The following is a 15,856-nucleotide window of genomic DNA, read 5'->3' as shown; positions in this document are numbered from 1 at the left end:
GCAACGGAACTAGCCGAGGGCCAGCAGGCCCTCCGCGACCTCGGCGAACGACGTCGACAGCGGCGCCAGGCCCACCCGGATGCCGTCGGGTGCCCGGTAGTCGGGGATGACCCCGCGCTCCCACAGCGCCGCGACGACCGCCTTCGCGTCCGGGTGCCGGAGCGTGACGTGCCCGCCGCGGCGGGCCGGGTCGCGGGGCGAGGCGACCTCGAGGGCGAGGGCGTCGGCGATCTCCACCGCGAACGCCGTCAGCGCCTCCGACTTGGCCCGCACCGCGTCGATGCCGACCTCCGCGTACAGGTCGAGCCCCACCTGCAGCGGCACGGTGGCGAGCACCGGCGGGGTGCCGGAGAGGAACTGGCGGATGCCGGCCGCGGGCTCGTACCCGGCGGCCATCGCGAACGGGTCGGAGCGGCCGAACCAGCCCTGGACGGGCTGGCGCAGCACCCCGTGGTGGCGCTGCGCGACGTAGGCGAAGGCCGGGGAACCGGGGCCGCCGCCGAGGTACTTGTAGGTGCACCCGACGGCGAGGTCGGCGCCCCACGCGTCGAGCTCGACCGGCACCGAGCCCACCGAGTGGCAGAGGTCCCAGCACACGGGCGCCCCGGCGTCGTGCACGAGCCGCGTGATCGCCGCGGCGTCGGCGAGGAACCCGGACCGGTAGGTCACGTGGGAGAGCACGACGAGGGCGGTGCGCGGCCCGACGACCTCGGCCACCTGCTCCGGGGAGACGCCGCCGGCGCGGTCGGTGGGGATCCAGCGCAGCGTGCGGCCGGTCTCGGCGGCGACGCCCTCGAGCAGGTAGCGGTCGGTGGGGAAGTCGTCGTCGGAGAGCACGATCTCGTCGCGTTCCGGCGGGGCGGCGTCGACGGCGGCGCGGGCGAGCTTGTAGATCAGGACGCTCGTGGAGTCGCCGACGATCGTCTGGCCCGCGGCGGCGCCGAGGAGCAGCGCCCCCAGCCGGTCGCCCAGCTCGGTGGGCAGCGCCACCCACTGTTCGTCCCAGCCCCGGATGAGCCGCCCGCCCCAGTCCTGCTCGACGAACCGCGTCATCGCCCCGGCGGTGACCCGCAGCGGGCGGCCGAGGGAGTTCCCGTCGAGGTAGGAGACGACGTCGGGGTCGACGAGGAACCGGTCGCGACAGTCGGCGAGCGGGTCGTCGCGGTCGAGCTGCGCGGCCCGGGCGCGGAGGCCGGCGGGATCGGGGGAGCTCACGCCGCGCCGCCGAGCAGGTCCTTCTCCTTCGCCAGCGCCTCGCGGGCCACGGGGCCGCGTTGCCAGGTCTCGGGGAGCGACAGCATGCCGCCGCGCAGGGCGCGCAGCGCGAGCCCGGCGGCCAGGTCGGTCGTGGGCAGGCCCGGCATGCCGTGCAGGCGGCGCGCCCAGCGGGGCTGCAGCGCGAAGCCGAGGACGCCGAGCGCCGCCCACGCGGGCCGGGCGGGCGTGGCGAGCGCGACCTTCGCGGGCATCGGCGGGGCCAGCAGGCGCAGCACGCCCCGACGGCTCGTCGAGGAGGCGCGCAGCTCCGGGCGGACCGCCTCGAAGTAGTCGGCCACCTCGGCGCGCGAGGCCGGGACGTCGGTGGCCCCGAGCAGCTCGGCGGCGCGGACCTGCTCGGCGAGGAAGCGGTCGGCCTCGTCGTCGGTGAGCCCGCTGCCGGCCCGGCGGACGGCCTCGAGGAAGCCCGTCACCTCGGTGACGTGCACCCAGCGCAGCAGGTCGGGCTCGGAGGCGGAGTAGGTGCGGCCGGTGACGGGGTCGACGCCGCGGACGTCGAGGTGGGCGGCGCGCACCCGCGCGGCGATCGCGTCGACCTTCTCCCGGGGCGAGTACGTCACGGTCATGACGTACTCGGCGGTGCGCATGAGCCGCGGCCAGAACTGGGTGTGGAAGTCGGAGTGCTGGTCGACCCCGGCCAGCGCCCGCGGGTGCAGGGCCTGGGTGAACAGGGCCGCGATCCCGCCCGGACCGGCCGCGGGGTCGGCCATGACCTTCCAGGTCACGCTCCCCGGACCGAAGTAGCCGAGGGCCGGGTCGGCCGGGATCTCCGTCATCCCTCCAGGGTGTCCTCCCGCAGCCAGGTGCGCCACGTGGGGACGACGACGTCGAGCAGGGCGGCCGGGTTCTCGACGTTGGGGGCGTGCACCGAGCGGGCCACCGCGGCGAACTCGGCCTCGAGCCGGTCGGCCATGGTGCGCTGGGTGGTGACCGGCCAGGCGTCGTCGTACATGCCGCACACCACCAGCACGGCGAGCCGGCGCCCGCGCAGCGTCGCCACCAGCTCCGGCACCCGGTCGGGCTCGCTGCGCAGCGCGTCGCCCATCCCGAGCAGCGCGACCGTCGACGACGAGAGCAGGCGGTGGCGCAGGAAGCCGGCGACGGCGGGCGCGACGAGGTCCCAGTCGCCCGCCTCCTCCCGCAGCGCCACGACCGCTTCGAGGCCGCGGCGGCGCAGCACCGGCTCGAGGACGTCGAGGCGGGTCCGCCGGGGGCCCATGGGCAGCTCGCCGGGGCCGGAGTCCATCAGCGTCAGTCCCCGGACGGGCGCCCCGGCGAGGACGGCGGCCCGCGCGACGAGCCCGCCGTAGGAGTGGCCGAGGAGCAGCACGGTGCGCCCGGCGCCGACCTCGGCCCGCACGAGGTCGGCGACGAGCGCCCCGAGCGGGCCCGAGCGGTGGTCGAGCTCGCCGGGCAGCGGCGGGGACTCGAACTGGCCGGGCAGGTCGATCGCGAGCACCCCGATCCCGGCGTCGGCGATCGGGTCGATCAGCGGCGCGAAGTCCTCCTTCGAGCCCGAGTAGCCGGGCACGAGCAGCGCCACGGCGTCCCACGTCTCGTCGGGGGTGCGCGGGCGTGCCTCGGCCCGCAGGGCGGCGATCGGTCCCGCCGGACCCGGGAGGTCGACCCGGCGGGCGCGGTGCGGTGTCAGCTGCGCGGCGACGGGCAGGTCGGCGACCCGCACCGGGAGAGGGTCGCCGCTCACCCGGAGGAGTCTGCCCCATCCCGGGGGTGCGCCGGGGTGAATGCGCGGGTCTAAGCAGGCGGCCGGAGCCCGACGACCGTGGCCCCGCGCTGCTCCACCACGGTCGACCCGACCACCGCGACCCCCACCGGGCCGGCCGGGTCGGCCCGCCGGTCGACGGGCAGGACGGGACGGGCAGCGCCGGTGGCGGCGTCGACGGGGACGAGCCCGGCCGGCACCGGGACGAGCACGGTGGTCGGCGCGCCGAGCACGCCGGTGGGCACCGCCGCGCCGGGCCCGAGCGTGCCGGGCAGGGTCCAGCGGGGGAGCAGCGTGCCGGGGTCGAGCCCGAGCGTCGCGGTGCCGGTCCACCACAGCAGCACCGGCCCGGCGAGCCGGACGCCGTTGGACTGACCGGCCGGGTCGGTGGTGGCGGCGTCGGGGAGGCGTCCGGCCGCGCCACCCAGGGGAACCGTGGCGACGGGGGTCCCCGCGGTGTCGTAGACGCGCAGGGTGCCGTCGGGGGCCTCGAGGGCGGTGCGGCTCTCGCCGGTCGCGACGAGGCGTCCGCCGGTCACCCCGGACAGCACGCTGAAGCGGTCCTCGGGCTTGTCGTACTCCGCGGGGGTGGAGGAGATCACGGAGAGCCGGTCGGACGGCTCGGCGGGGCAGCGCTCCAGCACGGCGACCGAGTCGGCGCCCGCGGCCACCGAGACGTGCGGGCAGGTCGCGCGGGCCTGCGGGGTGCTCTGCACGGGGGTGGGGAGCGTGCCGTACTCGAGGGTGGCGACGAGGTCGTCGCGCCAGGTCTCCAGGTAGTCCCGGCCCGTGGCGGTGACGTGGGAGCCGTCGGCGAGCAGCCGGGTGCCGGGGCGGACGTCGGAGGTGCGGGTGGGGCCCCGGGCGCCGCTGGAGGGGTCGAACGTCGTGACCTCGCTGCAGTAGGTGCCGACCGGCGAGGAGGTGGAGAACATCGCGACGATCTCGCCGAAGGCGGCGTCGAGGGCGCACAGCGGGGCGGGCCGGCGGTACTCCCACGCGACGGTGCCGGTGGCCGCGTCGAGCCCGGACACGACGCTGCCCCCGGCGTCGGTGCGCCCGGTGGCCACGGCCGGCCCGGAGGTGGCCGGGCCCGCGAGGAGCCCAGGCCCGGGGGGTGCCCCGGCCGGGTTCGCGGCCCGCCACGCCTCGGCGAGCGCGGTGGGCACGGGCCCCTCCGCCACCGGCGCGAGCGGGGTCGGGGCCTGGGTGAGCGAGGTCGACGACTCGTCGCCCGCGTTGAGGACGAGCACCGTCCCGACGACGGCCGCGACCACGATCAGCGCGATGACCACGAGGTCGGTGCGCCGGCGCCGTTCGGGACGGGGGAACCAGGTGTCCCGCCAGGACGGCGGCGACCCGGGTGCGGGCGCGGGGCCCGACCCGGGCGGCCGCTCGTGCTGCGCGGGGGCACTCACCGACCGATCAGTCCTCTGCGCCCACCGCGGCGGTCTCCGGGGCCGTCCCGGCCGTGGAGCCGCCCCGGCTGCCGCGGCCGCGACGGCGGCGGCGGCGTCGACCCCCGGAGTCGCCGTCGGACGCGCCCTCGGCGTCGCCGTCGGCGGACTCGGCGTGGTCGGACCCGGTGGTCGGCGCCGCGACCGCGTCGGCGGCCGGACCGGCGTCGTCGGACGCCTCGTCGCCGTCGCCGGCCTCCTCGGACCCGGAGACGACCTCGCCGCCGCGGCGGCGGGTGCGGGCGCGGGAACGGCGGGGCCGCTTCGGCTCCTCGGTCGTGACCGTCGCCTCGGGCTCGGCGGGGGCGTTCTCGTCCTCCTCCTCGGCCGGGCGGCGACGCCGGGCGACGCGCCCCGTGGCGTCGTCGGGGATCCCGAGGTCGCGGTAGAGGTGCGGCGAGTTGGAGTAGGTCTCCGGCGGGTGCGGCGCGCCGAGCTCGAGGTCGTCGGAGATGACCTTCCACTTGGGCAGGTCGTCCCAGTCGACGAGCGTGATCGCGATGCCGGTCTTCCCCGCGCGGCCGGTGCGGCCGATGCGGTGGATGTAGGTCTTCGCGTCGTCGGGGCACTGGTAGTTGATCACGTGCGTGACCCCGGTGACGTCGATGCCGCGGGCGGCGACGTCGGTGCAGACCAGGACGTCGATGCGCCCCGTGCGGAACGCCTTCAGCGCGTGCTCGCGGGCGCCCTGACCGAGGTCGCCGTGCACGGCCCCGACCTTGAAGCCGCGCTCGGCGAGCTCCTCGGAGACCTTGCTCGCGGTGCGCTTGGTGCGGGTGAACACCATCGTCGGGCCGCGGTCGGTCGCCTGGAGGGTGCGGGCGAGCATCTCGACCTTGTCCATCGCGTGGGCGCGGTAGACGAACTGGGCGGTGCGCTCGCCGATCGCGCTGGCGTCGACCTGCTCGGCGCGGATGTGCGTGGGCTGCGTGAGGAACGTGCGGGCCAGCGTGATGATCGGCCCGGGCATCGTCGCGGAGAACAGCATCGTCTGGCGCGTGGCCGGGAGCATCGACAGGATGCGCTCGACGTCGGGCAGGAAGCCCAGGTCGAGCATCTCGTCGGCCTCGTCGAGCACCAGCCCGCCCACCTTGGCGAGCACGAGGTGGCCCTGCTGGGCCAGGTCGAGCAGCCGGCCCGGGGTGCCGACGACGAGCTCGACGCCGGACTGCAGCGCGGCGATCTGCTGCTCGTAGGGGCGGCCGCCGTAGATGGACACGACGCGGGTGCCGAGGCCCTTCGAGGCGCCCTCGAGGTCCTTCGCGACCTGCACGCACAGCTCGCGGGTGGGGACCACGACGAGCGCGCGGGGCGTGCCGTCCTCGGTGGGGACGCCGAGGCGCTGGAGCAGCGGGACGCCGAAGCCCAGCGTCTTGCCGGTGCCGGTGCGCGCCTGGCCGATCACGTCCTCGCCGGCGAGTGCCAGCGGCAGCGTCAGCTCCTGGATGGCGAACGTGCGCTCGATGCCGTTCGCGGCGAGCGCCTCGACGATCTCCGGGGCCACGCCGAGCTCGGCGAAGGTGGGGGAGCTGTCCGACGTCGTGGTGGTGGCGACGGCGGTGGTGCCGAGGTCGCCCTCGTCGGCGGGTGCGGGATCGTTCTCGGTGGTGTTCAAGCGGGCTGCCTTCCTCGCGGCTCGTGCACGCGAGATGTGCCGGCTGGCTCGACCGCCTTCCCGGTCCCGGGCAGCGATGCCCGGTCGGGACGGTGCCGGCGGGGCCGGCACCGGGGCGGGAGAGCCGACGTGGCGCCCGCGCGCTCTGGTGCGTCCCGCGGTGGCGGTTCCGGGTGGTGGGTACCTCTCGGCCGCACGCCCGCGGGAGGCCGGAGCCGGCGACGGAGTGCGTGGGGGAGCGGCCCCGGCGGGGCCACATCGGTCTGAGGGGGCGTCACCGGCTCGGACCAGTCGCCATGGTACCCGTCGGTCCCGCGTGCGGTCGGCACCACCACGTCGCGCGCCCGGTTCACCCCTAGGGTGGCCGCCGTGAGCGGTGATCCCAGCGGTGTGCAGGACGAGGCCGTCGCCCTCCTCGGCCTGGTGGCCTACGGGGAGCTCTGCGCGTTCAGCCGGCTCGCCGCCGACGCGCAGCAGGCGCCCGACCTGGCCGGGCGCGCCGAGCTCGCCACGCTCGCCGCCGTCGAGATGGACCACTACGTGCGGGTCCGCGACCACCTCGCGGGCCGCGGGGTCGACGTCCTCGACGCGATGGCGCCGTTCGTCGAGCGCGTCGACGGGCTGCTGCGCACCGTGGAGCCGCGGGACTGGCCCGAGGCCCTCGTCGCCACCCGGCTGGGGCGCGGGCTCGTCACCGACCTGCAGGCCGAGGCCCTCGAGGGGCTGACCGGGCCGGAGGCCGAGCTGGTGCGCGAGGTGATCGCCGACGCGGGGCACGACGCCTTCGTCGACGCCCGCGTCCACGCCGCGTGCGCCGACCCGCAGGTGCACGCGCGCCTGGCCATGTGGGCCCGTCGCCTGCTCGGGGAGGCCCTCGCCGCGGTGACGGCGGCCCTGCAGGAGTACCCCGGGCTCGCCGCGGTGGTCCCCGAGGACACGACGTCGACGCGCTCCGTGGTGCTCAAGCGCCTCAAGTCGGCGCACAACCGGCGGGTGACGGCGCTGGGGCTCTGATCCGGGCGCCGGCCCGTCGCGCGTTCGCCCTCAGCGAGCCCGGCCCTCCCGGGTGGTCGATCTGCACTAACCTGCGGTCGCCCGCCGGTATCGGGGGGCAGTCGATAAGGACCGGAGGGTCGCGTGGAGGTCAAGATCGGCGTCGCGGAAAGCCCGCGCGAGCTCGTCGTCTCGAGCGCTCAGACGCCCGAGGAGGTCACGGAGCTCGTCGACGGCGCGCTGTCGGGCAGCAGCAGCACGCTGTCGCTGACCGACGACAAGGGCCGTCGCTACCTCATCCCGGCCGCCCGGATCGCCTACGTGGAGATCGCGCCGTCCGAGGTGCGCCGCGTCGGCTTCGGTGTCGGCAGCTGAGATCCCCCGCTCGACCGGGGGTCCCGCGGGGCCCCCGGCCGGGCTCGGGTGTCGCCCGGCGGGGTGACTCGGTCTAGTGCTCCTGGCGGGGGAACCCGCCGCCGATCCCGCGCCAGGCGAGGGTCGACATGAGGGCGATCGCGTCCTCGCGCGGGGGCTGCAGGCCGGCGTCGAGCCAGTAGCGGGCCGCCGTCGTCGAGAGCCCCACCAGCCCGACCGCGAGCAGCCGCGCCCGCTCGGGCTCGAGCCCCGCGTCCGCCGTCACCACCTCGGTGACCGCGTCGATGCAGTCCGACGTCGCCCGGTCGACGATCTCGGCGATCTCCGGGGTGGCGCGCGTGTCGGTCTCGAAGACCAGGCGCATCGCGCCGTCGCGGGACGACACCACGTCGAAGTAGGCCTGGACCGCCGCGTGCACGCGGGCCTTGTTGTCGGTGGTGGAGCGCATGGCCGCCCGGACGGTGCGCACCATCTCGTTGGCCGCGGTGTCGACGAGCGCGCGGTACAGGTCGAGCTTGCCGGGGAAGTGCTGGTAGAGCACCGGCTTGCTGACGCCGGCACGCTCGGCGATCTCGTCCATGGCCGCCGCGTGGTAGCCCTGGGCGCCGAACACCGACCGCGCGGCGGCCAGCAGCTGCGCGCGTCGCTGCGACCGGGACATCCGGGGGCGACCCGCTCCCGACGGCGCCGTGGGCGCACCCGCCATCCGTCCGGGCTCGCTCATCGCCCGTCCCCCGCTCTCCCGCTCGTCACCGGCTCGTCGGTCGCGTGACCGTGGGCACCCGTCCCGGTGAGCACGGGCCCTGACCCGGCGACCCTACCGATCGTCCGGTCCCCGTGCGTCCGTCACGGACCGTCCGCGCGTCGTCGCGCGGCGGACACCTCGGGGTCGGGTTCGCTTCACCCGCCGGACACCGGGCATCCTGGTCGGGTGACGATCACGGTGCCGCGCGGTGGCCAGCCGGTGACGGGCGGGTGGACGGTGCCGCTCGCCCCGACGCGCGCCCTCGGGCCGATCGGCGCCCCGACGCCGCACTGGCCCGGCCGCCGGGTGGTGGCGGACGGGATCGAGCTGCACGTCCGGGAGACCCCGGCGGTCGGCGAGGCGACCGGCACCGTCGTCTACGTCCACGGCCTCGGGGGGTCGGCCACCAACTGGACCGACCTCGCGGGCGGGCTGTCGTCGCGCTGGCACGGGCACGCCGTCGACCTGCCCGGCTTCGGGCACTCCTCCCCGCGTCCCGACCGGGACTACTCGCTGCGTGCCCACGCCGACGCCGTGGCCGCCTACGTCGACGGGCTCGACGGGCCCGTGCACCTCGTCGGGAACTCCCTCGGCGGCGCGGTGTCGCTCACCGTGGCGGCCGAGGTGCCCGCGAAGATCCTGACGACGACGCTGGTCAGCCCGGCGATGCCCGACCTGCGGCCCGCGCCCGCGCGCCTCGGCGACGGGAAGATGGCGCTCGCGGCGATCCCGCTGGTCGGGGCCCGCACCCGCCGGGAACTGGCCGCCGAGGACCCCGGGACACGGCTGCGCCGCACCATGGCCCTCTGCTACGCCGACCCCGACGCCGTGAGCCCCGCGGCGTTCGCCCAGGCCGTGACCGAGGCGACCGAGCGGGCCGCCTACCCGTGGCTGGCCGAGGCGCTGCAGCGCTCCTTCGGCGGGCTCGTCGGCACCTGGTTCGCCCCGCGCTCGCGCTCGCTCTGGGCCACGGCCGCCCGCGTGAGCTGCCCGACGCTCGTCGTGTGGGGTGAGCAGGACCGGCTGATCTCGGTCCGGAAGGCGCGGCGGACGGTCGCGACGATCCCGCGGGCGCGGCTCCTGCGCCTGCCCGGGACCGGGCACGTGGCGCAGATGGAGCGCCCGGAGCTGGTCGCGCGGGCGGTCCTCGGGATGGCCGATGCCGTGGCCGCGGGTTCGTGGGACACCGTCGGGGGCACGTCCGAAGTGTGTGGGACCGTGCAGGAGTGACCCGACCGAGCGGCTCGTCGCGCCCGTCGGGGACGGAGCACGGCGAGGCTCGGCCTCCGCGGGGCGCGGACGCGCCCGACGACCGGCGTCCGGAGGACCAGCGCCCGGCCCGCTCGCGGCGGCGCCGGGGCGAGCCCCTCGCCGCGTCGTGGAGCCCGGAGCGGGCGCCGGCCGCCCCCGCGCCCCGCTCGCGCCGGGGCGCGCTCGTCGCGATCGGCGTCGTCCTGCTCGCCCTCACCGGCTTCGTCGTGGTGCGCGCCCTCGCGCCGAGCGCGGAGACCACCGACGTCCGCTCGCCGGCCGCGGCGGCCGAGCAGGGCCCCGTCGTCGGGGAGGCCCCGCTCGGCGGGGACTACGCGGGCGTCAGCATCCCCACCGCCGAGCTGCCCGCGGGCGGCGACTTCCCGGTCTCCGGCGCGGGCACGTGGCGGGTGGTGCCGGGCACCACGCCGCAGGTCGGCGTCGGGCGCGTCTACACCTACACCGTGGAGATCGAGGACGGCGCGACGCTGGCCGAGGGCGACGGCGCGTTCGCGACCGCGGTCGACGCGACCCTCGACGACCCGCGCAGCTGGGCGGGCACCGGCCAGATCGCGCTGCGCCGGGTCGACGCGACCTCCGGCGTGGTGCCCGACTTCCGCATCAGCCTCACCTCGCAGCTGACCACGCGCGCGCAGTGCGGCTACCAGATCCGGTACGAGGCGTCGTGCTGGAAGTCCGACATCGGGCGGGTGCTGATCAACGGGTCGCGCTGGGTGCGCGGCGCGGCCGCCTTCGAGGGGCAGCTGGGCCTCTACCGGCAGTACGCGATCAACCACGAGGTCGGGCACGTGTTCCGCAACCAGCACGTGCCGTGCCCGGCGGCCGGGGAGCTGGCGCCGGTGATGATGCAGCAGAGCTTCGGGGTGTCGAACGACTACCTCGCCCAGCTCACCGACTCGAACCCGCAGGGCATCCAGATCCCCCGCGACGGCAAGGTCTGCCGGCCGAACGCCTGGCCGAACCCCACGGGTCGCTGAGGCGGGAACACGCGCCGCGGCCGTGGGGTTGAATCGTGGCGAGGTAGTCGACGAAGGAGATGGACGCGCGATGGCATCCCTGCCGCCCCTGGTGGAACCGGCCGCCGAGCTGACGAAGGAGGAGGTCGCCCGCTACTCGCGGCACCTGATCATCCCCGACGTCGGGGTCGACGGTCAGAAGCGCCTCAAGAACGCCAAGGTCCTGGTGGTCGGGGCCGGCGGCCTCGGCAGCCCGGCGCTGCTCTACCTGGCCGCCGCCGGTGTCGGCACGCTCGGCATCGTCGACTTCGACGTGGTCGACGAGTCGAACCTGCAGCGCCAGGTGATCCACGGCCAGTCCGACATCGGGAAGCCCAAGGCCGTGTCGGCCAAGGAGTCGGTCGCCGAGATCAACCCGTTCGTGCACGTCAACCTGCACGAGCAGCCGCTGGACTCGTCGAACGCGCTGGACGTCTTCCGCGACTACGACCTGATCCTCGACGGCACCGACAACTTCGCCACGCGCTACCTGGTGAACGACGCGGCGGTGCTGCTCGGCAAGCCCTACGTCTGGGGCTCGATCTTCCGCTTCGAGGGCCAGGTCTCGGTGTTCTGGGAGGACGCCCCGAACGGGCAGGGCCTCAACTACCGGCACCTCTACCCCGAGCCCCCGCCGCCGGGCATGGTCCCGTCGTGCGCCGAGGGCGGCGTGCTGGGCGTGCTCTGCGCGTCGATCGGCTCGATCATGGTCACCGAGGCGATCAAGCTGATCTGCGGCATCGGCGACACGCTGCTCGGCCGGCTCAAGGTCTACGACGCCCTCGACATGGAGTACCGCGAGGTCAAGATCCGTCGCGACCCCAACGCCGTCGAGATCACCGAGCTCATCGACTACGAGGCCTTCTGCGGCGTCGTCTCCGACGAGGCGCAGTCGGCGGCCGCCGGCCACACCATCACGGCGGTCGAGCTCAAGGAGAAGATGGACGCGGGCGACAAGTTCGAGCTCATCGACGTCCGCGAGCCCCACGAGTGGGAGATCGTCCGCATCCCGGGCGCGAAGCTCATCCCCAAGGACAAGATCCTCTCGGGTGAGGCGTTCGCGGAGATCCCGCAGGACCGCCAGACGATCCTCTACTGCAAGTCCGGCGTCCGCTCCGCCGAGGCGCTCTCCGCCCTGCAGCACGCCGGCTTCTCCAACGCCGTGCACGTGGGCGGCGGCGTCACCGGCTGGGCCCAGCAGGTCGACACCTCGCTGCCGACGTACTGATCCCCGGAACGGACGAACGGCCCGCTCGTCACCTTTTCTGGTGACGAACGGGCCGTCGGTCGTTCTCCGACGGGCCGGGCGGGATCAGGCCGAGGCGCCCACCGGCGTCCGGTCCTTCTCCTCGGCGTCGAGGTCCTCGCCGCCCTGGGTCTCCTGCTCGATCGCGTCGCGGACCAGCGACGGGTCGTCCAGCGCGGCCTTGAACTTCACGTCGTCGCGCTCGCCGCACCAGCCGGCCACCACCATCACGGCGACCGTGTTGCCGATGACGTTCGTGAGGGCGCGGCCCTCGCTCATGATGCGGTCGATGCCGGCGATGATCGCGATGCCGATCGCGATCGACTCGACGGTGTAGAACTCGCCGCCGAAGGCCTGCAGCGAGGCCGCGAGGGTGATGAGGCCGGCGCCCGAGACGCCGGCCGCACCCTTCGAGGTCAGCAGCATCAGCGCCACGAGGCCCAGCTGGACGCCCCAGGGGAGGTCCTGCCCGCCGGCCTGGGCGATGAACAGCGCGGCCATCGTCAGGTAGATGCAGGTGCCGTCGAGGTTGAACGAGTACCCGGTCGGCAGCACCATGCTGACGGTCGAGCGGGAGGCGCCGGCCGCCTCGAGCTTGGCGAGCAGGCGGGGGAGCACCGTCTCCGAGGACGACGTCCCGACGATGATGAGGATCTCGTCCTTGATCATCCGGATCAGCTTGAGGACGTTGAAGCCGGACAGCAGGCAGACGACGCCGAGCACGCCGAAGACGAAGAGCGCGCAGGTGGCCCAGAAGGTGACCATCAGCGAGAGCAGGTTGGTGAGGCTCTCCCCGCCCAGGGCGCCGACGGTGTAGGCGATGCCGCCGAAGGCCGCGAGCGGCGCCAGGAACATGATCATGCGGATGATGCCGAAGATGACCTTGGCGATGAGGTCGATCCCGCCGACGACCCGCTTGCGCAGGGCCGGGGCCAACATCGAGGTCGCGGCGGCCACGAGGATCGCGAGGACCAGCACGCGCAGGATCTCGTTCTCGACGAACGGGCCGAGGAAGCTCTCCGGCAGCAGCGAGTTCTGGATGAAGTCGAGTGCGCCGCCGCCCTTCGAGCCCGCGGCCACGTCCTCCTGGGCCTCGGCGAGCGTCGACGGGTCCGGCGGGATCTGGGGGAAGCCGGCGCCCGGCTTGACGATGTTGACCACGACCAGGCCGAGCCCGAGCGCGATGACGGTCATCAGCAGGAAGTAGCCGAGGGCCCGGGCCGCGATCCCGCCGGCGGAGGCGAGGCTGCCGATCGAGGCGATCCCGACGATGACGGTGCAGAAGATGACCGGCGCGGTCACCATCTTGATGAGCTGGATGAAGATGTCGGGCAGGACCTTGAGGTCGGAGGCGAAGCCGGGCGCCGCCAGACCCACGACGATGCCGGCGGTGATGCCGACGACCACCCAGAACCACAGCTGCTTGTAGACACCTCCCCGGCGCTTGGCGGGCGGTGACGGATCGGCCGGGGCGGCCTCGGCGGTCGTCGACATCGATGTCTCCTATTTCGGGCGGTGTGGCGGCCGACCCGGCCCCAGGGGTGGCGCAGGTCTCATCCGGTGCTGTGAGGTTAGGGACGGCCCGACGGTGTGGCACAGGTCGCGCACCATGAACTTGAGGAATCTTTGAGCCAACCATGAAGGTGCTGCTGGTCGAGGACACCGAGGCCGTGCGCGAGGCACTGGCGAAGGTCCTGCGCGCGCAGGGCTGGCGGGTCGCCACGGCCGGGACCGGGGTGGCCGCCGTGGAGCGGGTCGCCGACACCGCCGACCCGCCCGACCTCGTGCTGCTCGACCTCGGCCTGCCCGACCTCGACGGCATCGAGGTCTGCCGCCGCATCCGCGGCCTGTCCTCCGTGCCGATCATCGCCGTCACCGCCCGCGGCCACGACAGCGCGCGCGTGATGGGCCTGCGCAGCGGGGCCGACGACTACGTGGTCAAGCCCTTCTCGATCGACGAGCTGCTGGCGCGGATCGAGGCCGTGATGCGCCGCTCGGCCGGCCACGCGCTCGCCTCCGCCGTGACGGTCGGGCCCATGCAGATCGACCTCGCCGCCCGCGAGGTGCGGATCGACGGCGCCGAGGTCGTCCTGCGCCGCAAGGAGTTCGACCTGCTCGCCGCGCTCGCCCGCCGCGAGGGCCGGGTGGTCACGCGGGAGGAACTGCTCGACGACGTGTGGGGCCTCGCCCCCGACGACGCCGGCGCGGACGCGGGCCGGCGCACGCTCGAGGTGCACGTCGCGGCCCTGCGCTCACGCCTGGGCGCCCCCGGGCTCGTGGTCACGGTGCGCGGCGTCGGCTACCGCCTCGCCGCGCAGTCCGCCTGAGCTGCCTGAGCTGCTCCCGCGCGGCAGGGTCACGACGAAGCCCGTCCCGCTGCCGTCGATGCCGGGGCCGGTGGTCACCGTCCCGCCCCGCCGTTCGACCACCCGCGCCACCAGGGCCAGCCCGAGCCCCCGGCCCCCGGGACGACCGCCCTTGGTCGACCAGCCCGGGGTGAAGGCCGCGTCGGGGTCGGCGAGCCCGGGGCCGTCGTCGGCCACCCGGATCGCCACGGCCCCCGCGCCCTCGCGCAGGTCGAGCTCGACGGTGCCGCGCCCCGGTCCGTCGAGGACGGCGTCGAGGGCGTTGTCGAGCAGGTTCCCGACGATGGTCACGAGGTCGTCGGAGCCCTCCGGGACCTCCAGCGCCGACTCCGCGGTCACCCGCAGGTCGACCCCGCGGTCGCGGGCGTCGGTGGCCTTGTCGAGCACGAGCGCCGCGAGCCCGGCGTCGGCGATCCGCTCCCGCAGGTCGACGCCGAGGTCGGCGATGTCGCGGCTCCAGCGCACGGCGAGCTCGCGGGCGTCGTCGTGGGCGCCGAGCTCGATGAGCGTCGAGACGGCCTGCAGGTGGTTGGCGTGCTCGTGGGCCTGGAAGCGCAGCGCGCCGGCCACCGAGCGGGCGTCGTCCAGGGCACGCATCACCTGCTCGACCTCCGTGCGGTCCCGCAGCGTGAGCACCCACGAGCGGCCCCGTTCCCCCGTCGCTCCGCTCGCCTCGCCGGCACGGGTGCGGTTGAGCAGCAGCAGCCGTTCCCCGACGAGCAGGGTCTCGTCGGCGACGGGACTGGGGTCGGCCAGCCGTGCGGCGAGCGCGGGGTCGACGCCGAGCTCGGCGAGGGTGTGGCCGACGGTGTCCGGCGGGAGACCGAGCAGGCGCACCGCCTCGTCGTTGACCACGACGATGCGGTCGTCCGCGTCCAGGACCAGCAGGCCCTCGCGGATCGCGTGCAGGACGGCCTCGTGGTGGCGGTGCAGGGCCGTGATCTCCGAGGGCTCGAGCCCGAGGGTGTCGCGGCGAACCCGCCGGGCCGCGAGCACGGCGAGACCGACCCCGAGCCCGATCGCCACGAGCGCCCCGAGCGCGAGGAACCCGAGCTCGCGGAGCACCCGGCCGGCCACGTCGACCTGCAGCAGCCCGACCGCCACCATCCCGACGACCGCGCCGTCGCCGCCGCGGACCGGCACGATCGCCCGCACCGAGGGCCCGAGGGTGCCCGGGAAGGTCTCGACGACCGTCTCGCCGCGGGCGGCCGGGAGGAACGTGCCCTGGTAGGTCGCGCCGATGAGCGAGCGGTCGGGGTGGGTCAGGCGCGTGCCGTCCGGGGTCATGATCGTGACGAACGAGGTGTCGGCGGTGGTCCGCACCTGCTCCGCGGCGGGCTGGAGCGTGGCGACGTCCCGGGCGACGACGGCCGGGGCCACCCCCGGGGCGGCGGCCACGGTGCGGGCGAGCCCGAGCATCCGAGCGGTCGCGTCGGCCTCCACGAGCGAGCTCGTACCCACCGCGCTCACCCCGGCCGCGATGAGCACCGTCACGAGGACCGTGACGATCTCGATCCCCAGCAGGCGGCGGACCAGCCGCGACCGGCGCGGCCGGGCGGGGCGCCCGCCCGCCCGCGAGAGGGGAGGACGGCGACCGGACATGCCGAGCACCGTGACGCCGACCACCCGTCCGCGCAACCGTCTCCCTCGAACGCCCCGCATCGTGAGGATCAACCGGACGAACCGGACAGCGTACCCGGGAGGGTCCACGGACGGTGACGGCACCCGCTCGTCCCGTCGGAGCGTGACCGGATCGAGATGTCACACTACGGACACGATCGTCGGCGCGTG

14 protein-coding genes are annotated in these 15,856 nt (G+C 75.3%); 6 read left to right on the top strand and 8 right to left on the bottom strand.

Features of this window, described 5'->3' with window-relative positions; translation table 11 throughout:
* Window positions 1–9: 9 nt before the first annotated feature.
* The 5 genes from ACFPBZ_RS07645 to ACFPBZ_RS07625 are packed head-to-tail and all read right to left on the bottom strand — an operon-like array spanning window position 10 to window position 6,109.
* Window positions 10–1,215 (bottom strand): kynureninase, encoded by a 1,206-nt coding sequence (locus tag ACFPBZ_RS07645; RefSeq protein ID WP_378035425.1) that lies wholly within the window; start codon window positions 1,213–1,215, stop codon window positions 10–12.
* Window positions 1,212–2,054, bottom strand: coding sequence for an oxygenase MpaB family protein (locus ACFPBZ_RS07640; protein WP_378035424.1), 843 nt, complete (start codon window positions 2,052–2,054; stop codon window positions 1,212–1,214). The genes ACFPBZ_RS07645 and ACFPBZ_RS07640 overlap by 4 nt, the downstream gene beginning before the upstream one ends.
* Window positions 2,051–2,983, bottom strand: coding sequence for an alpha/beta fold hydrolase (locus ACFPBZ_RS07635; protein ID WP_378035423.1), 933 nt, complete (start codon window positions 2,981–2,983; stop codon window positions 2,051–2,053). Before ACFPBZ_RS07635 ends, ACFPBZ_RS07640 begins: the two co-directional genes overlap by 4 nt.
* 50 nt (window positions 2,984–3,033) lie before the next feature.
* Window positions 3,034–4,419, bottom strand: a complete 1,386-nt coding sequence (locus ACFPBZ_RS07630) for an Rv3212 family protein (RefSeq protein ID WP_378035422.1) — start codon at window positions 4,417–4,419, stop codon at window positions 3,034–3,036.
* Between the two features lie 7 nt (window positions 4,420–4,426).
* On the bottom strand, window positions 4,427–6,109 hold the full coding sequence (locus ACFPBZ_RS07625) for a DEAD/DEAH box helicase (protein ID WP_378035573.1): 1,683 nt from the start codon (window positions 6,107–6,109) through the stop codon (window positions 4,427–4,429).
* A gap of 333 nt (window positions 6,110–6,442) precedes the next feature.
* Between ACFPBZ_RS07625 and ACFPBZ_RS07620 the strand changes: the two genes are divergently transcribed.
* Window positions 6,443–7,087, top strand: a complete 645-nt coding sequence (locus ACFPBZ_RS07620; protein WP_378035421.1) for a ferritin-like fold-containing protein — start codon at window positions 6,443–6,445, stop codon at window positions 7,085–7,087.
* Between the two features lie 123 nt (window positions 7,088–7,210).
* Entirely contained in the window at window positions 7,211–7,441 is a 231-nt protein-coding gene (locus ACFPBZ_RS07615; protein WP_378035420.1) for a DUF3107 domain-containing protein, read from the top strand.
* A gap of 73 nt (window positions 7,442–7,514) precedes the next feature.
* On the opposite strand, the gene ACFPBZ_RS07610 is transcribed toward ACFPBZ_RS07615, so the two are convergent.
* Window positions 7,515–8,165 carry a TetR/AcrR family transcriptional regulator gene (locus ACFPBZ_RS07610; protein ID WP_378035419.1) on the bottom strand — a complete coding sequence of 217 codons (651 nt, stop codon included), beginning with the start codon at window positions 8,163–8,165 and terminating at the stop codon, window positions 7,515–7,517.
* Between the two features lie 207 nt (window positions 8,166–8,372).
* On the opposite strand from ACFPBZ_RS07610, the gene ACFPBZ_RS07605 reads away from it, so the two are divergent.
* From ACFPBZ_RS07605 to moeZ, 3 genes are all read left to right on the top strand, one after another.
* Entirely contained in the window at window positions 8,373–9,416 is a 1,044-nt protein-coding gene (locus ACFPBZ_RS07605; protein WP_378035418.1) for an alpha/beta fold hydrolase, read from the top strand.
* Window positions 9,413–10,435 (top strand): DUF3152 domain-containing protein, encoded by a 1,023-nt coding sequence (locus tag ACFPBZ_RS07600; protein WP_378035417.1) that lies wholly within the window; start codon window positions 9,413–9,415, stop codon window positions 10,433–10,435. The genes ACFPBZ_RS07605 and ACFPBZ_RS07600 overlap by 4 nt, the downstream gene beginning before the upstream one ends.
* A gap of 70 nt (window positions 10,436–10,505) precedes the next feature.
* Window positions 10,506–11,681, top strand: coding sequence for an adenylyltransferase/sulfurtransferase MoeZ (gene moeZ, locus ACFPBZ_RS07595; protein ID WP_378035416.1), 1,176 nt, complete (start codon window positions 10,506–10,508; stop codon window positions 11,679–11,681).
* Between the two features lie 84 nt (window positions 11,682–11,765).
* On the opposite strand, the gene ACFPBZ_RS07590 is transcribed toward moeZ, so the two are convergent.
* Complete coding sequence (locus ACFPBZ_RS07590) at window positions 11,766–13,193, bottom strand: cation:dicarboxylate symporter family transporter (protein WP_378035415.1); 1,428 nt, start codon at window positions 13,191–13,193, stop codon at window positions 11,766–11,768.
* 143 nt (window positions 13,194–13,336) lie between these two features.
* Here ACFPBZ_RS07590 and ACFPBZ_RS07585 point away from each other — a divergent pair, with 143 nt between their 5' ends.
* Complete coding sequence (locus tag ACFPBZ_RS07585) at window positions 13,337–14,026, top strand: response regulator transcription factor (RefSeq protein ID WP_378035414.1); 690 nt, start codon at window positions 13,337–13,339, stop codon at window positions 14,024–14,026.
* Here the strand turns inward: ACFPBZ_RS07585 and ACFPBZ_RS07580 are convergent.
* Window positions 13,952–15,667 (bottom strand): sensor histidine kinase, encoded by a 1,716-nt coding sequence (locus ACFPBZ_RS07580; RefSeq protein ID WP_378035413.1) that lies wholly within the window; start codon window positions 15,665–15,667, stop codon window positions 13,952–13,954. The two genes, ACFPBZ_RS07585 and ACFPBZ_RS07580, sit on opposite strands and share 75 nt — an antisense overlap.
* Between the last annotated feature and the right edge of the window lie 189 nt (window positions 15,668–15,856).

The sequence above is a fragment of the Actinomycetospora atypica genome (genome assembly GCF_042653685.1).
GTDB classification, from domain to species: Bacteria; Actinomycetota; Actinomycetes; order Mycobacteriales; family Pseudonocardiaceae; genus Actinomycetospora; species Actinomycetospora atypica.
This window is presented reverse-complemented; position numbering and strand designations above follow the sequence as displayed.

What these genes read in the sequence shown, in the direction of transcription:
- ACFPBZ_RS07640 (WP_378035424.1), bottom strand. Translation starts at nt 2,054, where the DNA reads ATGACGGAGATCCCGGCCGACCCGGCCCTCGGCTACTTCGGTCCGGGG.
- ACFPBZ_RS07610 (WP_378035419.1), bottom strand. Translation starts at nt 8,165, where the DNA reads ATGAGCGAGCCCGGACGGATGGCGGGTGCGCCCACGGCGCCGTCGGGA.
- moeZ (WP_378035416.1), top strand. Translation starts at nt 10,506, where the DNA reads ATGGCATCCCTGCCGCCCCTGGTGGAACCGGCCGCCGAGCTGACGAAG.
- ACFPBZ_RS07590 (WP_378035415.1), bottom strand. Translation starts at nt 13,193, where the DNA reads ATGTCGACGACCGCCGAGGCCGCCCCGGCCGATCCGTCACCGCCCGCC.
- ACFPBZ_RS07585 (WP_378035414.1), top strand. Translation starts at nt 13,337, where the DNA reads ATGAAGGTGCTGCTGGTCGAGGACACCGAGGCCGTGCGCGAGGCACTG.
- ACFPBZ_RS07580 (WP_378035413.1), bottom strand. Translation starts at nt 15,667, where the DNA reads ATGTCCGGTCGCCGTCCTCCCCTCTCGCGGGCGGGCGGGCGCCCCGCC.